The following is a 20,053-nucleotide window of genomic DNA, read 5'->3' on the forward strand; positions in this document are numbered from 1 at the left end:
ACTTTTCTAGACCTGCCTCGGTTTTCCTGTCCAGCCGAGTTTTTCGCGAAGCGCACCCACAAATCCCGTATGACGCAAACGAATAAACGTCGTCACCGACTTGCTTTCGGCAAGAGTCAGCACGTCGTTCGGTTTCAAGACGATCGTGGTACGGCCATCAAACACCAGGTCCAGCGGGCCATCGACAGCCGACTTCATCTGGAGTTTCTTGGACGAAAGCGAAAGCACCAGCGGGCGCACCGAAAGACTGCTCGCCGCCACCGGAGTCAGCACCACCGCGGGCGTTGCCGGATGAATAATCGGGCCGCCAGCCGCCAGGTTGTAGGCGGTAGAACCCGTCGGAGTCGAAACGAGCACGGAATCGGCCCAGTAATCGGTCAAGGCTGTTCCGTTGTATTCCACGCTCACGTTCACCATGCGCTCGGGCGCGTGCGCACGAACGTGAACCTCGTTTAGCACCGTCTGCTTTGCCACTTGCTTTTTACCATGGTAAACGACCGCGTCAATCATCATGCGCTCGCGGGTCGAAAAGTCGCCGGCAAGCAAGCTATCCAATGTCTGCGAAAGGCCTTCGACACGGGTCTCGGCCAAGAACCCGACTCGACCCGCGTTCACGCCCAGAATGGGCGTGTCGTGCCCGAGCGCCATGTGCGCCGCCGAAAGCACCGTGCCGTCACCGCCAATGGCAAGCAACAAGTCGGACTTGCAAAGCGTATTTTCCTTGACCACCTTGATAGGCTTGCGCACCAAATCCTTCAGATTGTTCAACACGCAGAACGTCACCTGCGGATGTTCGTCGGCCCAGCCCGAAATCACATCGAGGGCGAGAGCCAAATCCGGATTCTTGTCTTTCCAGCCCACGATACCAATCGTGCGGAATTGGAATTTTTTGACTTTGTTCACTACGACGCCTCCGTTTCAGGCTTTGCCGTGGCCTGTTCCAGCAGAAGTTTCAGCTTCTGCAATAAGCCCGGATAGGTTGCTTCGACCAATTCGGAATTCGCCACCGGTTCATCGTTTTCAAGAGCAATCGAAAGCACCGAAAGCGCAAGGCCATTCTGCGGCAACTCTCCCCCGTCAAAGTCGCTTCCGTTCACAATCGTTTCAAGCCCGCGAATCACAAGGCCGTCGTCATAGACGCCCACTTCGGCGCCCGTCTTGCGCAAGTTCTCGGCCAAGGCTTCGTTGGTGGAGCGCATTTCTTTACGCAGTTCCTTGGGGATACGCAAAATGGTTTCGCCTTCGGCAAAGCAGGCGGCCACCGCCAAGAACGGGTATTCCTCGATACCCGTCGCAATGGTATCTTCCGAAAAGCGCCTGCCCTGCAAGCGCTTGCCCGAAGCGAGCGGATAAACCATCACATCGCCGTAAACATCGCCAAAACGTTCGCGGCGGCTCACCGTTTCAAAGTTACCGCCCATGCGCTTGAGGCAAGTGAGCGCCCCCGCGCGGGAGCTGTTCAAATCCACATTCTTGAGAGCCACTTCTGTATTCTTGGGAATGCTAGCAATCGTCGCAAGCAGCGCCAAGGCCATCGCTTCGGTGGTATCTCCCGGAACATAGTAGTCGCGGCCCGTAATCACCGGCGTTTCCGAAATCTCGGTAAATTGAGTGCGTTCAATCTTCTGGCCGCGAGCCATCATCATGCGGCGTTCCAGTTCCGTGAGCTGTTCCATGCCGCGAGTTTCATACTTCAGCGAAACACCAAAGTACATGAGCATCTTGGTCCACTGATCGTGAACCGAGCCCTTTTCTTCAAAAGACAGGTATTCGCCACGAATGAGCGTGCGCAAAAGCAAGCGGTTTCGCATCACGGTCGCTACGTTGCCCAGCGAATCCTTTTTAATTGCAATTTCTTCGGGCGCAAAGGTAAACGTAAACTTTGCCGGTTCATCGTCGACAGGCTTTACCTTGAAATACTTCTGCAAAAGTTCCTTGGCACGTGCCACCTGCACAATGCCCGTTTCGTCATTTTCGGCGGCAAACGTATAAATCTGCTCTACATCCTTGGAAGCTAGCGTCCAAAGCATCACGCAACGAGCTTCGCCCAAGTCTATCGGGAGCATGCTCGGAAGCGTGTATTGAAAGCCCTTACCTTCGAGCACCAGTTGGTGGCCTTGTTGCGTATAATTCAGGCCAAATTCCTTGAGGGCCTCGGCAAAAGGTTCTACACCTGCGGCAAAAGAGAAATCTTCAAAAACGGTACGACCATTCACGAGCAGCGCCATTACCAGCGCAAGTTCCATGCGTTCGCGGTCGGGGTTTAAAACAAATTCCATTAGCGTTCCTTTACGTCGTAACCAAGCTGCAACAGAATCTGCATGGCACGGCGGGCCTCTTCAGGGGTCTTAAACGCAAGCAGCAACGTGCCTGCAATATTTTCGCGGACTTTCATCAGTTCAATATCGCGAATGTTCAAATTGTTGTCGGCTAGGGGCTGCATCACCTGCAATAGCGCACCCGGAACATCTTTCAGGGGCACCGTAATTTCGGAGAAGGCGGCAGCGGCATTGCGGCCCGGCGCAAACAGACTGGCACGGCCATCGTTACCGGCCTTAAAGACGGTTTCCAATTCGGCAGAATGATCATCAGCGGCGGGTTTGCCGTCGCACACCACCTTCAAATTTTCCATGGCCTCGACCGTCTTGTCGATTCCGGCGCGGACTTCTTTAAGCGCAAGCACCGTCTGGTCGCGGTTAGTGACGGCGATATCGTGCCACATGTTCCAGCCAGAGGCGGCAATGCGCGTCATGTCTCTAAAAGCACGGCCTGCGTAATGCTGGTAGTTAGGCTTCACCAGGCGCTCCGGCATGCTCGCCGCCAGCGTCGACGAAAGCATCTGCGGCATGTGCGAAACCCAGGCCATGGTGCGGTCATGATGTTCCGGCGGGAACACCACGGCATTTGCGCCCACGAACGAAATCAAGTTCAAGAGCGGCTTGTACACCGATTCGTCGACACCTTCAGGCGGGCACACGAACCAGTAGGCATTTTCAAAAATCGAGGGATCGTTGTATTCGAGCGTACGCTTTTCGGAGCCTGCCATCGGGTGGCTACCCACAAACACGAAAGGTTTCGGGAGCTTGGCGCCCGCCTTGCAAATTTCCACCTTGGTCGATCCGATATCGCTCACCAAAATCTGGTTCTGGCCCGCAAGAGCCGCCAAGTCCATCTGCGAAAGAGCATCGATGGTCTTAAGGATATGCAGAATCGGAGCGCAAAGCAAAATCACATCGGAACCGGGAACCCAGTCCTTGATTTCGTCGTAGCCGAAAAATTCATCGGCAAGCCCCAGTTCCTTTGCACGGGCAAGTGTGGCCGGGCTACTCACCGCACGCACCACCGTAGGCAACTTAGCCTGCTTAATGGCAGCGGCTACCGAACTTGCCAAAAGTCCAAAGCCAACGAAGGTGATCCGCATTATTCTTCTACCTTGCAAGTTTCGTCAATAATGGTTCTAAAAATGTTCTTGAACGATTCTGGAGGCAAGGGGCCATTCGCCTTTTTCGCCTTTTCGGCGACCACGTTCAAAACAGCCTCTTCGCGCGCAGCATCAAGCACGGGAAGTCCCTTTTGCTTCTTGATTTTACCAATTTCCACTGCAAAACTCGCCCTCTTGTTCAAAAGGGCAATCAGTTCATCGTTCAGTTCATCAATACGGTTGCGCCAGTCTTCAATATTCATACTTTGAATTTAGAAAAAAGGCTCAATGGTGTCGCTTAAAACTCCACCTTGTACTCGTCAAAAGCCTTCTTATTGGCCTTCATGTTCGGGCCATCCCAGTCAAAAAGCGCTGGCCCCCAGGCTCCACTCAAAGTAGGTTCCCAGAAAAAGGCGCCAATCCAGCGGTCTAGCCCGCGAACCATATCTACAGCCTTCTTGCGCGAGCCATCGTATGAATACGTGTTGTCCGATTCGCCGCCGTTGTATTCGGCCACAATGAATTCCAAATTCGGATAAGTCGAAATCAAGTTTCTGAACAAACTATTCCACTTGTCCGGTTTGTCGTCACCGTAAGCGGTATACGCCGAAAATCCCATCACGTCGGCAGGAACTTTCTGGTTCTTGAAGATTTCATTCATCCACCAGTCGACCGTACTCGTCTTGCGAATGCTTTCGATATGAAGAACCGTCTTGATATTTTGCGACACCGCCTTGACGGCGCGAATGCCCGCCTTAAAGTACTTGCCCGCATTGGCCTTGCCGGCACTTGTACCCATATCACCATTGATTGCAGTAGATGCCTTGTCTACCCCGTTGCCCCAGCAATCCGTCTTGCTATTCGGCACATGAATCAAAATGCCCGGTGTAGTCTCGTTTCCGACTTGCACCATCTCCGGTGTCGCATTCACCTGCTTTAAGGAATTCAACAAGTCATAAGTATAATTGTATACGGAATCCGCCATCGCATCGGAACTTTTCACGTTGCGCCAGCGAGAGGGAATAATCTGCTTGCCTGGATCGGCCCAGTTGTCGCTGTAATGAATGTCGAGCAAGAAGGCCATGCCCGCTGCCTTGATTTTTTGGGCGTAAGCGATAATGTGGTCCTTGTCGGCATAACTTTCGGCATCATGATCGCAGCCCGACGCCGCATAACCGTACTGCGCCTTCGGGCTCACAAAAGTCTTCAAGCGAATCGCATTGAACCCGTGGTCTTTCAGGAGCGTAAAGATGTCTTTTTCGGAGCCGTCGACATCGTAGAACTTGGTACCCCAGCGCTCGTATTCCTGCACCGTCGAAATATCCGCGCCGTTATAGAAGCTAAAGTCAAGCGCAGGCCCCTTGCTCGAAGAAGAGGGCGGCACCATTCTAGAAGAAGATTCCGGAGGGGGTTCCATCTTGGAAGACGAAGAACGCGGCGGCCTCGAATCCGAAGACATATCGGGAACAATTCTCGACGAAGACGATTTTGGCGGTTCCACAGCCGAGGAATGTGACGATTCCATTCCTGAAGAAGCACCCGGATCGACCTCAAGCGCCGATGAATTCGGAGTATCCGCTGTAGAAGAACTCAGGTAAGCAAGCGTATCCCCGCCTTGGGGCGGATAAACTAAGACCTCATCAAACGGTGGCATATGAATGGTATCATAAATCGTATCGCGAACAGTTACCGCAGATGAATCGCGTTCATCATCTATGACTTCGTAGTCATATTCCGCAGCATTGTTAGATCCGTTATCGCAACCATTCACGACAAGTGCAAATAGCGTCGTAAAAGAGGCTAGACCAAATTTTCCCAATCGAATTCCCATGCTCCTAATCTATACAAAATGCCCCGAAAAATCAACAAACGAATTCTTTACACTAGGCCTTGCGCGGCAAAAAACTGTCCCACAATACAGCAAAAGGCCCCGCAAAGCGGAGCCTTTCGCTAAATTCAACAGACTGGGCTAAGCCCTATACCGTAAAATTACTTGACCTGGAAGTAGTAGGTCTGGAGAGTCTTGCCATCCTGGGCGAGCTGAAGAATCTGCTTGCCAGACGGAAGAGTGCCAGTCACCTGGAACAGGTTTTCGGCCTTGTATTCCACATTCAGAGTCGTGCCCTTGGACTTGTCTACAAAGAGACCTGTCTTTTCGTCGGCGCCGAAGCCCTGGCAGTCGGAATGGTCAGCCACCTTGCCTTCCACAGCCGGGTAGGTAGTCGCAACTAGCGGAGAAGTCACGGAGCTTGCATTCACGTAGAACACGTTGAGTGCAACGTCCACGGCCAACGGAGCCGGGAGGCTAGAAACCTTGGCTGCGCCCTTATCGGCCTTCTTCTTTTTCTTCTTGTCAGCCTTCTTGCCCGGAACCTTGGCGGCATCGGTAGCAATCGGCATGGTCAAACGGTAACCGGCAACGGATTCGCTGCAGCTTGTAGAATAGACAACCCACTGGTTATCAATCTTTTCAGGACCTTCGGTCGTACCGCTCTTGTAGAGACCCGGCTTGATCTGGTCGCTGTATTCGTACAGAGTCACAGAGAGGTTCGGGTTCTTTTCGTCGGTAGCAATCTTCTGCTGGCCGAGAATGTACTTGGAACGACGGGCCTTGATCAGGTATTCGCCAACGGGAACCTTTTCAAACTTGAACTTACCCTGCTGAAGTTCGCCCTTGTAGGGGTACTTCGGGTTCTGCGTACCGAAGATGGTAGAATCCATCCAAACGGTCGGCATTTCAATAGCCTTGCCAGTAAACGGATCGAGGACGACACCTTCGATAGTGCCAGTCTTCTGGCAACCGGTCATAGCCATAGCCACGAGAGCGGCTGCACCAATAAAGAGTTGCTTTTTCATTTGAATCCTTTTGAAGAAAGGCCCCCTCTTTCCGAAGGGAGCCATTCATTTATCTGTAATTATTCAGCGTCTTCAGCCTTGGCAGGAGCAGCCTTGCGGGTCTTACGCTTTGCACCAGTGATGTTGCCAGCAAAACGCTTGTTGAAGCGGTCGATACGGCCAGCCGTATCCACGCGATGCTGCTTGCCCGTCCAGAACGGATGGGTATCAGCCGTAATTTCCAAGGAAATTACGCTATATTCAACACCATCGATAGTCTTCTTTTCGGCGGAAGACTTCGTGGAGCGGGTGATGTATTCTTTACCCGTATTCGCATCGACGAACACGACCGGTTGATAGTTAGGGTGGATACCTTCTTTCATTTTTAAACTTCCTATGAAGTAGTTAGATTTTGAGAGCCTAAATTTAGAAGAATTTCGCCATTTTGGCAAGGGAAATAGTATTTTTGGGAACATGAATAGAATTTCTGTGGCATTTTTTACAATTATCCCTTCGCTTTTCATGGCCTGCGGGAACGACGCTCCCATGGCAAAAATCATCGTAACCGACCAGAAAATGCCGCTCACGGAATGGCCAGACAGTTCCTACATTGCCTCCCTCGACTCGATTTTGGCCCTAGAACCCATTAAAAAGGGCGCAGACACCGAAGCCAAAATCAACATGAACGTGTTTGAAGCCCCCGTTTTCAAGCTGCCGGGCTCTGTCACGGGCAAAAAAGACGCTACCCCGAAGGCGAACCACGCAGGCAAGTCCGCGGGGGCAAAACAGGCAAACACCCCCAAGGCCGACAATTCCGCCGAACTTTTTGCAGACCGGTTCGCGACAGCGCTTTCCAAGTTGCAGTCCGACCCCTCTAACGCAAGCCTGTACAAGACCGTCACCGCAAACGACGGCGACGACCTGTTCAAGCTGTTAAAGCGTACCTACGGCGCCGGAGTCCAAGGACTCCCCCGCTTTTACGTGCTTTCGGCCCTGCAATCCGTAAACGCCGGAGTCATGCTAGAGCACTTGAACGCAGGCGACAAAGTCCGCGTTCCTAAGCTCTAGGGGGTATTGACATTTTAAAGGAGAGAACATGAAAAAGATCTATTTATTGTCCCTACTGTTGGCCCTATTCGCTTGTTCCAATGAAGACACCATGGTACAAAAAGTAGACCTCGGGCAAGACTCACCCAACGACCAGGAGATTTCGTCATCTTCCGAAACAGCTATAGAATCGTCATCCTCCAGGGAGGCTTCGACAATCGAGTCATCTTCTGACGCTCTCCCTGAATCTTCGTCGAAAGAACCGGAATCTTCATCCGAAGCACCGGAGTCCTCTGCAGCCGAGGCACCGGAATCTTCTAGCAGCGAACGCGTCGTTATCAATTTCGATTCACTGCCAAGCTTTGTTGATGCAAGAGATTCTCAGTCTTACAAGTACATCACCATTGGCGAGCAAGTCTGGATGGCCGAAAATTTGCGCTACCGCAAGGGATTCGATTCGTTGAACCATATCAACGACTGGTGCTACAACAACCATGACGACAGATGTGCCGATTACGGAGCCCTCTATACTTGGAGTGGCGCCATGAACGTAGACGAGAAATACAACACTGAACGCCTTTGGCGCAAGCGGCCAGACGCCCCTGTTCAAGGGATTTGTCCCGAAGGTTGGCACCTGCCCACCACAAAAGATTTCGAGGTCCTGCAAAAATTAAGTGGCAACACGAATGCCTACGAAAAACTGCGCGCCCCCTATAGTTGGGAAAACGGTACCGTAGGCACAAACGAGGTAGGATTTTTCGCCGTCGGTTCAGGATATTTAGAGCACCGCACCCCCACTTTTACCGACAGTCTGAACATCACAGGTTTCTGGGCCGCTAGCGACATTTCCTACGAAACGGCCGATGTCTTTGCAATTATCACACGAGTCATGTACCGTTCACCCACCAAGGACAAGCGAAACGGATACTCAGTCCGCTGCATTAAGGGCGAAGGCGAAGTTCTCGACAGCAGCAACATCTATCACAAGCCCCTCTGGGACGATATGAAAGAGCGGATTGATTACGGTCTGTTAATCGACGAACGAGACAATCATTTCTACAGAACCGTTAAAATCGGCGAACAGACCTGGATGGCAGAAAACCTGAACTACGACGGAAATTTCGGCGGATACTGCCAAGACGACTTAGAAGAAAACTGCGACCTGTACGGAAGGCAATACTATTTCACGCAATTACTCGAAATAAGCAAGCCGACAGTCACGGTACACTATTACGGCGTCAATTTGCCCGCACAGGGCGTTTGTCCCAATGGTTGGCATATTCCTGACTCCACGGAATGGAATACCTTGATCGCATTTGCAAAAAGCGCCCGCGGGAACGAATTCCCCCATAATTTGGTTGCTAGGAAATCGTTCAGACGTATCAACGGAGCCCAAGACTCCGTCAGTTTCTGGGGGTACGACACTTACGGTTTCAGCATCTTCCCCTATTACAAGGCAAAATACTATTCAACCGGAGAATTCGGCATAGGCGCAGTATTTGCATCTAGCATCCAATACTCTGGCAGCATCAGCGGATACCACTCCTACCAATTTTGGGCAACTCCTATATCTGAGGAAACAGGCGTTACGTTCGAAGCTATAGGCCGTTCCGTAAAAGATTTTGACGCCCATGTGCGCTGCATCAAAAATTAGTAAGCCGGACAAGTTCAAAATATGAGAAACGCTCCTGATTTCAGGAGCGTTTTTTAGTTGAATTCGACGCAAAAGCCAATATGCAAAAACGGAACTAAAGCACGCCCTTGCTGCTCGGAATGCCCTTCACCGTGCGGCTCGGGGCAATCGCCATCGCCACGGCGCGAGCGAAAGCCTTGAAAATCGATTCCAGGCAATGGTGATTGTCATTGCCGTAGAACAGTTCCACGTGCAAGTTCATGCGGGCGTTTTCACAAAGGCTCTTGAAGAAGTGTTCGAACATCGAAGCTTCGATTCCGCCTGCCATAGCAGCCGGCAGCTTCACGTTCCACACAAAACCAATGCGGTTGCTAAAGTCGATGCAAACACGGCTCAAAGCCTCGTCCATCGGCACAAAGTAGAATCCGTAGCGTTCGATACCTTTCTTGTCGCCGAGGCATTCTACAAAAGCCTGGCCAAGCACAATGGCAATGTCTTCCATACTATGGTGCATATCCACATGGATATCACCCTTGCAAGTCAAATCCAGGTGGATTCCGCCATGAATTTGGAACAAATTAAGCATATGATCCAGAAAGCCGTTACCAGAATCAATCTTGCCCGGAGTGGAGTCATCCAGGTTAAGAGAAAGAGCGATATCGGTTTCGCCAGTCTTGCGAGTGAGATTTGTGCTACGCATATGGAGCCCTTACTTTACGATTCTGCCACCGTACACGCGGAAGCGCGTCACGCGGCCAAACTTCATTTCGGGCAGCGGAGTTTCCACGCCGTTCAAAAGCATCTTGGCAATTGCCGTCGGATCGCCAATGGTCACGCAAAGGGTGTCGTTCGTATTATAAACCATGCGGACTCCGGCTCTAGAAATATTCGCTTCCTTCAGGAATTCGTTTGCATCTTCACGACGCTTGAGACCGACCCAAGAAAGAGATTCGCCGGAACCGATCAACACAAAATTCGTCTTGTTGGTTTTCGGAGCTTCTTTTTCTGCAACCTTTTCTTCCTTCTTGGATTCAGACGAAATGAAAATCGTTGCAGAAGCGGGCAAATCGGATTTCTTTACCGCTTCGTCGACAACAGCCTGGCTAACCGTAGCGTCAGCCTTCTTCGCAGAAGAATCCTTCGCCGAGGAATCCTTTGCAGCCGTAGAATCCACAGCCATGGAATCTACCGGAACCGCTTCAGCGCCATCGGGAATTTCCTGAGTACCAACAGATTCTTCCTGAGCCACCGGAGTCTTTTCAGCCGGCTGGGAATCCTGAGCCTGCTTCATAGCGATGGATTCCAAATCCAGGAAATGAGAAGCGACTAGGAATGCCAGTACGAGAAAAACAATAACGACCGGAACGGCGTAGCTTTTCTTCTTGATTTCATCTTCTTTCAAGGGAGAAAGTTTGATTTTCTCAGAAGCCCTTGTTTCGAAAACAGGCCTAGAGGGGCCGCCACATTCGGCGCTATAGGCCCTAAGCATCTGTTCCACGTCCATATTGAGCTTATGGCCAATAGAACGCAGGTAACCGCGCACATAAGCGGCAACCGGGAAAGCTCTCCAATCACTGGCTTCAATAGCCTTCACATAGGAAACACCAAGCTTGATTTCATCAGAAAGTTGTTCAATAGTCATTCCGCGAGCGGCGCGGACTCTTGCAATAAAGTCACCCAACTTCTCTTCGGGCAGCATTTCTTCTGGCTGAATAGACATTATACCTCTACCTTCAAATCTTCCAACATCCCGAGCATCCGTGCCACCGGCAAACCCACCACGTTGTAATAGCACCCCCGAATTTCCTTGATAAGCCTTGCACCACCGGTCTGAATTCCGTAAGCGCCAGCCTTATCCATCGGGTCCTTAGAATTTACATAATTTTCAAGCTCTTGTTTGGAGCAGTTTCTAAAAACGACCTCAGTTTCTTCACATTCCGCTTTGATAATTTGTCCGCCATGGGCAATGGCCACGCCGGTTATTACTTTGTGCGATCTTCCGTTAAGCTTTGTAAGCATTTCCAAAGCTTCTGCCTCGGTACGGGGCTTGCCCAGAGGCTTGCCGTCCAAGAAAACCAAAGTGTCAAAGCCCAGCACAATTTCGGAAGGCATCTTGCGCGAAACGGCAAGCGCCTTGATAGAAGCATTTTCTTTCGGGAATTCCAGCGGATCCTTGGCCGTCGGCTTTTCTTCTTCGTTCGAAACCACCACTTCAAAATCAACGCCAATCAGCTGCAGAATTTCTCTGCGCCTCGGCGACCCACTCGCCAAAATCACTTTCGTTTTTCCCATGATAGCATCCTTTTTTACACTGCTCAAAGCACCGCAGGTGCGCCCTCATCGCTAATTCGTCTCCGTACTGCCCGCATTCAGCTTGATATCGGGCAAATCCCTCACGTAAATCGAGAAACTCCAACCGGCGGCGGGCCCTGTGGGCGTCCAACTAAAGTCAAGTTGCCAGCAATGCAGTACACGGTTAAAAGTAAAGCTGTGCGTCACGAAACGTCCTTCGTTATAGTTGTAACGAGTGCTGTAAGTCATTTCCCAGTTCTTGGTGGGTTGCAAACTCGCACTGATTCCCGTAGAATGAGTCACGCGGTCCTGGAACAAGTCACGAGCCACGCGAGTGCTGCTAAAGCTGTAACTGTAGTCAAAGCCGAACGTCCACCGGAGCATTTCGTACTTGCCCATCTGCGAAGGCAAACCTCCATTAAAATCGCCACTCCAATTAAAGCGTTTCGAAAAATCGTAGCCCCAGTACGTGAGTTCAGGAACCTGCACCTTGTTTGGATTCTCGGTGAACTTATGGTAAACACTGTGACGCGTATTGATGGTAAAAAGATAATCGGGCAGAATCTGGAAACCGAACGAGGACGTAATGTCCGAGAACTGCAGGGAATCGGCGGCAAAGTTATAGGACACATTATGGCGAGTCGTCAAAAGACGCCTGGTGCCGTACTGGTCTTCTACCGCGCGGCCCTCTTCGCCCTTGGTCGTATCGGCAGCATGGCCAACCACCTTCAGGTACTTGATATCAAAGTCATTGTTGAGTCCGAAACCCACCGTTTTCTGCTTGATCTGATATGGCGTCTGTCCCAGCAGTGGATGCGGCGCGAACTTTTTCACCGTATCGATTTCAGGAGCGTAGGTGTAAGAGACGCTCGGAGAAAGCACGTGTCGTGCACCTGTGAAGCGACCAATTTCAGGAACCCAGATACCATAGAGTTTTGTATCTGCGGTAATGCTATAGTTGTGGTTGTATGCGACTTGACCATATTCGTCATGTTCAGGGTCAAGGCTCATGTAACGCTTGCGGTACTTGAGGGAATCTTCGGGATTGATCCAGCCGGTTCCCGTCCAGTAGCCCGTAAAGCTTGCTCGCGGCGTCAAGTTGATGACATCGAAAATCGAGGTGGAATAATCCAAGGAGTAGGTACCCGTGTAACCCACGTATTCCGCGGTCGTATCTACCGCATTCACCGTGTCGCGGGCACGCTTGGTGTAATAGTTGAAGCGGTTGTTAAAGTTGTAGTTGAACTTTTCCAGGTAACTAATGAAGGAACCGTCTTCGAAAGCTTCTTCATCTTCATCTAGTTCGAAGGTAAACAGCTGGCCGCTCATACGGTACTGCACGTCCGGAATTTCGCGTTCCATCATGTCCGTCACCAAGTTGTGGTTCTGGCGGGCCTTCACCGTAAGGCTCTTGTTCGTCCCGAATCGGCCCGAGTAAGTCAACTGCGCATTCGCCTGCTGGTTCAAGATCGTTTCTGCATCGAGAGCTTTATCCTTACGAATGCTCTGGCTACTGACGAACGAGCCTGAACCGCTCAAAGTTTGCTTGCCGTCGGGAGTCAAGTTCTGGTTGTGCGTAAAGCGAATATCGTAGCCGCTGTTCGCCATATCGAATTCTTCGAGGTATGCCGTATACGACAAGTTTCCATCGAGCACGTAACGTTTCTTGTATCGCACTTCGCCTGTCAAGGTGGAACGTTCGAACCGAGCCTCGTCACCTTCGATAATGTCGCCCTTGACCGTTGCATCCCAGTAATCGTTTGCCGCGTAATAGAAGCCGAGGTTACTCATGTAGTAACCCTGCTTCTGGTCGCCGCCGAACTTCGGAGTCAAAAGACCCGACTTACGTCCACTCTTCAAGGGGGCAACAATCATAGGCAGCACCGCCACAGGCACATCGGCAATATTCAGCACCACAGGGCGCGCCGTAATGGTTTCCTTGGGCTTCACCACCATGCGACGTCCGTAGAAATAAAAATGCTGGTGCGTAGAATCGTTACAGGTACTGAAATCGCCACGAGCAATCTGAATTCGTTGATCAGGAAGCCTGCGCACCTCCATGCCGTTCAGTTGCTGGTTATCTTGATAAGTCGTAGCGTAATAAATTTCACCGATGCGGTTTTTCATATTGTACTTGAGCCGCATTCCCGAAAGCGAGGGGTTCTTGGTTTCGCGGAGTACCGGGTCACCCGTTGCCGCCAAGATGCTGTTTTCCTGGTCAAACAGAATCGTGTCGGCATCCAGAGTAGCCGAACGATACTTGAGCTGGGCACTGTTATTCAGGTTAAAGGTCGATTTATCGACATCGTAAACCAAGTCCACCGCGCGGTATTCAATGGTATCGACACCGGTCGTGTCGTTCATCCAGTCGACCTCTGTCGTATCCTCTTCTTCCTGAACACGCTCTTCGAGTTCAAAGCGAGTCATCTCCTGGCCGAAGGCGGCCGGAGTGGCGATGGCAAAAATCCATAATGCCAAAAAAGCCCACAGAATACGATGGGTTCTAGATAAAATCACGTTGGCGATAATTTAGAAAAATCCCCCGTTAGAAGACGGAGGATTTTCAAAGAGTTTCGTCGAAAGAATCGCGATTACTTCAGCACGGCGTTCTTGCCGGACACAGAACCGTTGTGGTCAATACGAACAAGGTAACGGCCACTCGGAATGTTTTCGCCATTCCAACGGAGCGTGTTGAAGCCCGGCTGAGCATTTTCGGCACGGAGCGTTGCTACTTCGGCACCATCGGAATTCAAGATCGTAACGATTGCAGTACCGGCGGACTTGAGGTCAAAGCTAATGGCCTTACGAGTAAAGCCCTTCAACGAAGAAGACGAAGCCTTGTTCAACTGCTGCTTGGGAGTCTTGGGAGCGAATTCGTCGGCACGTTCAACATAGATGCCGTTCAAGTTCGTTGCGCGCACCTTGGCGTCAGAAGCAACCAGCGAGCCTTGTTGGAGCACGGCAACCAGCTGCTTGTTGTTGCTTTCAGTTGCGCTTGCGTAGGTTTCAAGTTCCTGAGCGTTGAATTCAGCCTTGTTGTACCAGGATTCCACCTTGGCGCTTTCCAGATCCTTCACGGTAATCTGGGCACGACGGATGGTTGCGGTATAAGTTTCGCCTTCGCTCACGTAAGTGATTTCCAGCGGCTTGTTCACCGTACCGCGGAGCATCGACTTGGACTGTTCAATATCGTTACCCTTGAGGCTCACACCGTCAACAGCGGTAATCACGTCGCCCGCCTGGAGCTTGGTTTCGGCAGCGGGGGTACCCGGAATCACTTCGGCCACCTTCACGCCATCACGAATCTGGTAAATCGTCACACCGATACCGCCGAATTCTTCGTCGGCCATAATCGGGGCTGCAAGCATAGCAGCAACAAGAGAAGCCTTGATAAACTTGTTCATAGGAACTCCTTATAAATTCTATACGTTCTAAATATATAATTATTAATCGTTTCGGCAACTCCAATTGACTAGATTATTCAAAAATCAGCCTCATTGGAGCCAAATGTCGAAAAAAACGCAGAAAAAGCCCCTATTCGAACATGGTGCCGTCTTCTTCGTCTGCGGCGCCATCGTCGTAATCTTCGATCGATTTGCCGTTGCCAGGCACAATAATCAGGCCTAGCGTCACCGGGTCACCCTTCATGTTCAGGTAGGCTTCCAGCCACAAATTCGTCGAAAGGCGCAGCAAGCGAAGGTCGAGCATGGTGCCGCCCTTGTGAATGCTTTTCGGATTCCTGTTGAAGAACAGGAACTTTTTATTGATATATTCGAAGCGGTCCTGGTCGTAGTTGATGGACCATTCGGAATTGCCGTCGTTTTCTTGGCGGTAGGTGCAACGGTCGTTATCGATATCGCATTCAAAGCTTGCACTTTCGTGGTAACGTTTGTTCCATTCGCGGCTAAAGGCGCAGCTCTGTACGCGGCCAGCACCGTTGCGCTTTTTGTTCAGCTGGTCGTTAATGACCACAAAGTCCATTTTCTGATTCTTGACCTGCTTGTAGACATCCATCAAAATGATGTACGCTTCAATATTGTTGGGGCATTTACCCGTCAGGTTCACGTCTTCGTGCGCCTTCAAGAGCGTCTGCTGCATGTCAATATCAATGGCATCGGGAATTTCGCTTTCCTTGATTTTGTCGAGCACCTTCTTGGGCGGAACAAAGACCACCTTGTCGCCCTTCTTGATGGCGTAACCCAACTGATCGCGCACGTAGTCCAGGCACTGTTGCACGTGAATGTGCACCGTATTGGAACCGCCAGACACGAAGTCCACGCCAATCCGCACATTCCATTCGCCCGCGGTGCTGCCCGTGTTTTTGTCGATTTCGCAGAAGGGATCTTCGCGAATACCGTCAATAAATATCACTTTCGCATTGAGCTTGGTCACCACCGATTCTTCTTTGTCCAAGGCTCCACCCAAACTCCAGAAATTCGGATTCAAGCGCAACACTTCGGCAAAGGCCTTGTCGCCATCGAGGGCCGGCAACAAAGAATCGTTGCGGGCATTCTTTTCTTTCAAAAGTTCAGAATACTCCGTCGTAACGTTCATATTGGTAAAACCGTTACGCTTTGCCGGTTCAGGCATAGCCAGCGCAAAGGATACCGCCAAAAGGCAAATCAAGGCAAACAGAGAAATCTTTTTCATACGCATATAAAATACAAAAAATTAAAGTTTTAAATCCGCCAAATTCATTAGATGCGGAATATGGTAATCCACATAGGGAGCGCTATCGGTGGTCGGATTCACGAAAACCGTAGTCCAGCCGCGGCGGTGCGCAGGTTCCAGGTTGCGAAGACCATCATCCAGCAACACAATGTCGCGTTTGTTCTCGGGCATTTCTAACCCCATGGTAGGGAGCTTTTGCGCAAGCCACTTTTCCATTTTGTCGTAAGCACTTTCGTGGGGTTTTCCTTCCCAGCCGAGCAATTTCAAGTCGAACACGCCATCAATAACCGAATCAATTCCCATGTGCGCCATACCCGCCTCGCTCCAGTCGTGGCGGCCATTGGTAAATACGAAATGCGGACCCTCCAGGCTTTTCAGCAGGGCCAGTTTTTCAGGAGCCTTTTTGGGGTAAATCAAGTATTCCGGCTCATGGATGAAGTCGAAAAATTCGTCGGGATCGGTACCGTGCATCGCCATCAGCCCAGCAAGCGTCGTTCCGAACCGTTCCAGGTAATCGGTACGCACCTTATGGGCCGTTTCAAAATCGCAGCCGACCGTTTTCTGCACAAACAGTGAAATGCGGTGGTCCAGGGAATTCAGCACGCACCGTTCTTCGGCGCCGTATAAGGTCAAGTCGTAGTCGAACAGCCAAACCATAGGGAACTAGTAACCCATGGCAAGGCCGCCGATCTGACGCGCCAGATACGTTGCGTAGTTATCTGTCATGCCGCTCACGAAGTCGAGCACCTGGTGGTACGCTTCGGCAACGGTCACACTCTGGCCAATTTTCGCTTGACCGATGAGTCGTACAATGCGGTCGGCGCGGTAAGAATTGTTGCCATTCAAGCGGAAATCGTAAACGCCGTTGATAAAGGCATCGAGCACGGTGGCAAGCGTGGTGTAACTACCGACTTCGAGTTCAGTCTTGCGGCGGTCCGGGTAAATGCGTTCCACGCCCAAGCGCTTTGCAATGCGAATTCCTTCCATGACATCGGAACGGGAAAGATTCGTCAAATGCTTCACTCGCTCCCCCGCCATGATTTCTTCGTAATGGTTCACAAATGTTACTGCCACGTCGTCAATCAAGTTCTGGATAGCGCGACCACGCACACTGCTCAAGAAGTCGCGGAAATTCTGACCATTCTCCTGGAACTCGCGGTCAATGTCTACATCGGGGCCGCACAAGTAGCTGAACATGCCACGCACATCGCCGTAGCTCAAAATACCCAGTTCAATGGCATCTTCTACATCCAAAATGCTGTAGCAAATATCGTCGGCGGCTTCCATCAGGTATACCAGCGGATGGCGCACCCACTTGCCCGTTTCTACTTCGGGAATGCCAAGCGTGTACGCCGTAACGCGGTAAAGGTCCGCTTCGGTCGCAAACAAGCTTGTAGGCGAACCGAACTTGGCAAGCTGCGGATACTTGATCATGGCACCGAGTGTTGCATAAGTCAAACGCATACCACCGTCCAAAAAATGGTATTCCAGCTTGCTCAAAATACGGTGGCCTTGAGCATTGCCATCAAAGTTTTCGAAATCAGCCATTTCGGTATCATTCAGGTCGCGCATTGGGGCAGAATTGCGGTTTTTGCGGAACCATTCACGAATGGCCGCTTCACCGGCGTGGCCAAAAGGCGGATTGCCGATATCGTGGGCCAAGCACGCGGACTGCACAATCGTTCCAAAATGGTATTCGTTAATGTATTTGGGCAAATACTTTTTAATCAGGTGATACACCGTAATGGCAAGGCTTCTGCCCACACTCGACACTTCGATGCTATGCGTGAGGCGGCTATGCACATGATCATTCACCGAGAACGGGTGCACCTGAGTCTTGCGACCAAGGCGCCTGAACGCTGTCGAAAAAACAATGCGGTCGTAATCGCGGTGAAAGTCAGAACGGTTCGGGTCCAAATCGGCAGGGTGCCCGTAACGCGTCGCAGAAAGCAGAGTATCCCATTGAAGCATGGAAAGAAAGATAGAAAAAGTTGGCTGTGAGCCGTAAGCAGTTAGCAGTGGGCAGTTGGCAGAATGATGAGCGACTAGGATTTTCGCAAGCCGAGATACGCAATCACCATCGAATCAATCCCAACAAACAGCGCAAGCCATGTCAAGGAGCCACTCTGGAATCCGTAACTGTGCAAGCCCACGCCGAGCAAGTTCACGCCGAACCAGCAAAGGAAAGTCACAATTACGTTAAAGCAATTCATCAGCGCAAAGCCACGGGGAGACACCAATTTGCCCGCACGCAAATGAAGCTCAAGCATCGCCCAAAGAATCACAAACAAAGCTCCACATTCCTTAGGGTCAAAACCCCAGAAGCGTCCCCAGGCAAAATCAGCCCACACACCACCCAGGAGCGTACCTATAACGGTAAAGACTGCGCCAAAGATAAGCGTTCCGTACAGGAGCGAATTGAGCGGGGAACTCGCGCTGTTCTTTTCTGAAGAGGCGCGAAACAGTGCCACATGCGCCACGACTCCAGAAAGGATCATCCCAGCAAAACCAAGCGCAATCGTGAACACGTGAACCGTGAGGAAAACCGAGGAATTCAGTACAGCAGGGATAGGTCTGAACGTATCGCCCGGCTCCAGCACGAACTTCGCGAAAAACAACATGAGGGACGCCATGAATGTCACGGGAACCATGAGCGAGAACGTACGGCGCTTGCAGAATATAAACGCGCCCGCCTCAAACGCCATCAACAGCATAGCCACGAGCAACACGATTTCGTACAAACTAGAAAGCGGAACACGGACGGCGACGTATGTGCGCAAGGTAAACAGAACCGCAAGTATTCCCGCCGTCGCGATACAGGCCACATTCGCCGCCACATCCATTTTCCGCGACTTGAAAATCAAATTCAGCGATGCAAGCAGGCAAGCGATAAAAGCCGCCACGAACGCCCATAGCGCCAGATTAAGCTTGTGGTAGAGCACCTCCATCGAAATCCGCGCAGGATCCACACCCGCCTCTGCATCACCGACCGGCGAGAACGCCGTCCGTGCCGCGACTGCCTCGTATTCCAGGACGTTCGAATAGAGTCGCCGCATTTCGAGAGTTGCCGGGTGATTATCATCTCGGCTCGCATAAAGTTGAAGCAAATCACGGGAACGGAAAAGTTCCGCATAGCTCACGTAACGGCGGTCTTCGGACAAATCCAAAGCCTGCGCCGCATCGCTACGCAGCACCTTGAATAGCTCAAGATTTTTCGCTCCCTCGGGATGGTTCTGGATTAGACGCACGACATCCCCGGCAGAAAGCTTTGGCACCTCCAGCCTTTCGCAGTATGGGACCTCCCCGCGGAACTTGATTGTCACGCGACCGCTCAGATTGTCCAGGAATCCGCGGGCAAAGGAATCAAACGGACGAATAGCAGAATCTACCAGCACAGGGGAATCCGCCTTCAGGCCTTCCCAGATGGTCGTCGGTTGCGCCGACGCCTGCGAATTGGCGGGCGCCATCGCAACAAGGCCTGCAGCAAGCGCCAACACCGGAACAGTCCCCTTCCGCGCACCACGCACCTTCACCACGTAATGGAACACCGCCCCCAACAGGAACAGCACCATGAACGCATAAGGCACGAAATGGAACGGGTCGTAATAAACCTTGTACATCGAGATGACCTTGTCTTTCGACATAGGCAAGTCACCCCGAAAATGCACATAGTAGGGCCAACCCGTGAGTAACACGGATTCATCTAGATTCACGGGCTCTGCACCCAAGCTATCGCCTGCCGCATAGAACTTCACCTTCTGCGCAGTCGCACTGGAATCAGGACGTTCGACAGAATTCAAGGTAATTACCTCGAAACCATTGTACTCCCGCTTGATTTCATTCCCGGCAACGCCACCCGCGAGCAACACGAGCAAGGCAACATGCATAAGCCAAAGTCCCGCGTTTTTCCAACCGCGGGGCATCCGGAAAAACATACTCGCAACAAGGTTCACGCACGCAACAACCGCAACACTCTTGAACGCGGGCAACGGAACAACGCCTAGCACCCATATAAAGAAACTGCCAAAAAAACGCTCAATAGCAACCGACGCTGAAAGCCCGACCGATTCCGCATTTGCCTGCGCCAGGGTTCCCCAAAATGTGAGCACCAAAAAGGCGACAAGGACAGTAGCCGTCACCCTCAGCGATGCCAA

General features: G+C 51.5%; 18 protein-coding genes. 2 read left to right on the forward strand and 16 right to left on the reverse strand.

Translation table 11 applies throughout. The annotated features are described in order from the left end of the window. Nucleotides 1-6: 6 nt before the first annotated feature. From B9Y58_RS13010 to B9Y58_RS13040, 7 genes are all read right to left on the reverse strand, one after another. Nucleotides 7-903: an NAD(+)/NADH kinase gene (locus tag B9Y58_RS13010; RefSeq protein WP_073057878.1), complete on the reverse strand. Its 897-nt coding sequence runs from the start codon at nucleotides 901-903 to the stop codon at nucleotides 7-9. Continuing rightward, a complete protein-coding gene (locus B9Y58_RS13015) occupies nucleotides 903-2,279 on the reverse strand; it encodes a 3-phosphoshikimate 1-carboxyvinyltransferase (RefSeq protein ID WP_073057875.1) in 1,377 nt (458 codons plus the stop codon). Before B9Y58_RS13015 ends, B9Y58_RS13010 begins: the two co-directional genes overlap by 1 nt. Beyond that, entirely contained in the window at nucleotides 2,279-3,421 is a 1,143-nt protein-coding gene (locus tag B9Y58_RS13020) for a prephenate dehydrogenase/arogenate dehydrogenase family protein (protein ID WP_073057873.1), read from the reverse strand. The genes B9Y58_RS13015 and B9Y58_RS13020 overlap by 1 nt, the downstream gene beginning before the upstream one ends. Then, nucleotides 3,421-3,684, reverse strand: a complete 264-nt coding sequence (locus B9Y58_RS13025) for a chorismate mutase (protein ID WP_073057871.1) — start codon at nucleotides 3,682-3,684, stop codon at nucleotides 3,421-3,423. The genes B9Y58_RS13020 and B9Y58_RS13025 overlap by 1 nt, the downstream gene beginning before the upstream one ends. Before the next feature lie 35 nt (nucleotides 3,685-3,719). Then, nucleotides 3,720-5,252, reverse strand: coding sequence for a glycosyl hydrolase 53 family protein (locus B9Y58_RS13030; protein WP_233247981.1), 1,533 nt, complete (start codon nucleotides 5,250-5,252; stop codon nucleotides 3,720-3,722). A gap of 158 nt (nucleotides 5,253-5,410) precedes the next feature. Next, a complete protein-coding gene (locus B9Y58_RS13035) occupies nucleotides 5,411-6,277 on the reverse strand; it encodes a hypothetical protein (protein WP_073057864.1) in 867 nt (288 codons plus the stop codon). Nucleotides 6,278-6,336: 59 nt separating this feature from the next. Beyond that, on the reverse strand, nucleotides 6,337-6,639 hold the full coding sequence (locus B9Y58_RS13040; RefSeq protein WP_072977299.1) for a type B 50S ribosomal protein L31: 303 nt from the start codon (nucleotides 6,637-6,639) through the stop codon (nucleotides 6,337-6,339). 91 nt (nucleotides 6,640-6,730) lie between these two features. Between B9Y58_RS13040 and B9Y58_RS13045 the strand changes: the two genes are divergently transcribed. Next, nucleotides 6,731-7,324, forward strand: a complete 594-nt coding sequence (locus B9Y58_RS13045; protein WP_073057862.1) for a hypothetical protein — start codon at nucleotides 6,731-6,733, stop codon at nucleotides 7,322-7,324. 28 nt (nucleotides 7,325-7,352) lie between these two features. Then, on the forward strand, nucleotides 7,353-8,957 hold the full coding sequence (locus tag B9Y58_RS13050; RefSeq protein ID WP_073057860.1) for an FISUMP domain-containing protein: 1,605 nt from the start codon (nucleotides 7,353-7,355) through the stop codon (nucleotides 8,955-8,957). Between the two features lie 94 nt (nucleotides 8,958-9,051). On the opposite strand, the gene hisB is transcribed toward B9Y58_RS13050, so the two are convergent. The 9 genes from hisB to B9Y58_RS13095 form a co-directional block, all read right to left on the reverse strand. After that, entirely contained in the window at nucleotides 9,052-9,636 is a 585-nt protein-coding gene (hisB, locus tag B9Y58_RS13055) for an imidazoleglycerol-phosphate dehydratase HisB (protein WP_073057858.1), read from the reverse strand. 9 nt (nucleotides 9,637-9,645) lie between these two features. Further along, the gene (locus B9Y58_RS13060) at nucleotides 9,646-10,656 is read right to left on the reverse strand and encodes a helix-turn-helix domain-containing protein (protein WP_073057856.1); all 1,011 of its coding nucleotides are present in this window, start codon (nucleotides 10,654-10,656) and stop codon (nucleotides 9,646-9,648) included. Beyond that, nucleotides 10,656-11,228: a Maf family protein gene (locus tag B9Y58_RS13065; protein ID WP_233247982.1), complete on the reverse strand. Its 573-nt coding sequence runs from the start codon at nucleotides 11,226-11,228 to the stop codon at nucleotides 10,656-10,658. The genes B9Y58_RS13060 and B9Y58_RS13065 overlap by 1 nt, the downstream gene beginning before the upstream one ends. A 51-nt stretch (nucleotides 11,229-11,279) precedes the next feature. Beyond that, nucleotides 11,280-13,706 (reverse strand): putative LPS assembly protein LptD, encoded by a 2,427-nt coding sequence (locus tag B9Y58_RS13070; RefSeq protein WP_233247983.1) that lies wholly within the window; start codon nucleotides 13,704-13,706, stop codon nucleotides 11,280-11,282. 113 nt (nucleotides 13,707-13,819) lie between these two features. After that, nucleotides 13,820-14,632 carry a PDZ domain-containing protein gene (locus tag B9Y58_RS13075; protein WP_073057854.1) on the reverse strand — a complete coding sequence of 271 codons (813 nt, stop codon included), beginning with the start codon at nucleotides 14,630-14,632 and terminating at the stop codon, nucleotides 13,820-13,822. Nucleotides 14,633-14,762: 130 nt separating this feature from the next. Next, nucleotides 14,763-15,878: a hypothetical protein gene (locus tag B9Y58_RS13080; protein ID WP_073057852.1), complete on the reverse strand. Its 1,116-nt coding sequence runs from the start codon at nucleotides 15,876-15,878 to the stop codon at nucleotides 14,763-14,765. Nucleotides 15,879-15,899: 21 nt separating this feature from the next. Next, the gene (locus tag B9Y58_RS13085) at nucleotides 15,900-16,556 is read right to left on the reverse strand and encodes an HAD family hydrolase (protein ID WP_073057850.1); all 657 of its coding nucleotides are present in this window, start codon (nucleotides 16,554-16,556) and stop codon (nucleotides 15,900-15,902) included. A gap of 6 nt (nucleotides 16,557-16,562) precedes the next feature. Further along, a complete protein-coding gene (locus B9Y58_RS13090) occupies nucleotides 16,563-17,870 on the reverse strand; it encodes a deoxyguanosinetriphosphate triphosphohydrolase (RefSeq protein WP_073057848.1) in 1,308 nt (435 codons plus the stop codon). A 74-nt stretch (nucleotides 17,871-17,944) separates the two neighbouring features. Beyond that, nucleotides 17,945-20,053: a cytochrome c biogenesis protein gene (locus B9Y58_RS13095; protein ID WP_144066157.1), complete on the reverse strand. Its 2,109-nt coding sequence runs from the start codon at nucleotides 20,051-20,053 to the stop codon at nucleotides 17,945-17,947.

Origin of the sequence: Fibrobacter sp. UWB15 (assembly GCF_900177705.1) — a bacterium.
In the GTDB taxonomy this organism is placed as follows: Bacteria; Fibrobacterota; Fibrobacteria; order Fibrobacterales; family Fibrobacteraceae; genus Fibrobacter.

Excerpts from the sequence above, each read along its gene's own strand:
- B9Y58_RS13035 (WP_073057864.1), bottom strand. The coding sequence starts at position 6,277 with ATGAAAAAGCAACTCTTTATTGGTGCAGCCGCTCTCGTGGCTATGGCT.
- B9Y58_RS13060 (WP_073057856.1), bottom strand. The coding sequence starts at position 10,656 with ATGTCTATTCAGCCAGAAGAAATGCTGCCCGAAGAGAAGTTGGGTGAC.
- B9Y58_RS13020 (WP_073057873.1), bottom strand. The coding sequence starts at position 3,421 with ATGCGGATCACCTTCGTTGGCTTTGGACTTTTGGCAAGTTCGGTAGCC.
- B9Y58_RS13030 (WP_233247981.1), bottom strand. The coding sequence starts at position 5,252 with ATGGGAATTCGATTGGGAAAATTTGGTCTAGCCTCTTTTACGACGCTA.
- B9Y58_RS13080 (WP_073057852.1), bottom strand. The coding sequence starts at position 15,878 with ATGAAAAAGATTTCTCTGTTTGCCTTGATTTGCCTTTTGGCGGTATCC.
- B9Y58_RS13015 (WP_073057875.1), bottom strand. The coding sequence starts at position 2,279 with ATGGAATTTGTTTTAAACCCCGACCGCGAACGCATGGAACTTGCGCTG.
- hisB (WP_073057858.1), bottom strand. The coding sequence starts at position 9,636 with ATGCGTAGCACAAATCTCACTCGCAAGACTGGCGAAACCGATATCGCT.
- B9Y58_RS13085 (WP_073057850.1), bottom strand. The coding sequence starts at position 16,556 with ATGGTTTGGCTGTTCGACTACGACTTGACCTTATACGGCGCCGAAGAA.
- B9Y58_RS13075 (WP_073057854.1), bottom strand. The coding sequence starts at position 14,632 with ATGAACAAGTTTATCAAGGCTTCTCTTGTTGCTGCTATGCTTGCAGCC.
- B9Y58_RS13065 (WP_233247982.1), bottom strand. The coding sequence starts at position 11,228 with ATGGGAAAAACGAAAGTGATTTTGGCGAGTGGGTCGCCGAGGCGCAGA.
- B9Y58_RS13045 (WP_073057862.1), top strand. The coding sequence starts at position 6,731 with ATGAATAGAATTTCTGTGGCATTTTTTACAATTATCCCTTCGCTTTTC.
- B9Y58_RS13040 (WP_072977299.1), bottom strand. The coding sequence starts at position 6,639 with ATGAAAGAAGGTATCCACCCTAACTATCAACCGGTCGTGTTCGTCGAT.
- B9Y58_RS13090 (WP_073057848.1), bottom strand. The coding sequence starts at position 17,870 with ATGCTTCAATGGGATACTCTGCTTTCTGCGACGCGTTACGGGCACCCT.
- B9Y58_RS13025 (WP_073057871.1), bottom strand. The coding sequence starts at position 3,684 with ATGAATATTGAAGACTGGCGCAACCGTATTGATGAACTGAACGATGAA.
- B9Y58_RS13050 (WP_073057860.1), top strand. The coding sequence starts at position 7,353 with ATGAAAAAGATCTATTTATTGTCCCTACTGTTGGCCCTATTCGCTTGT.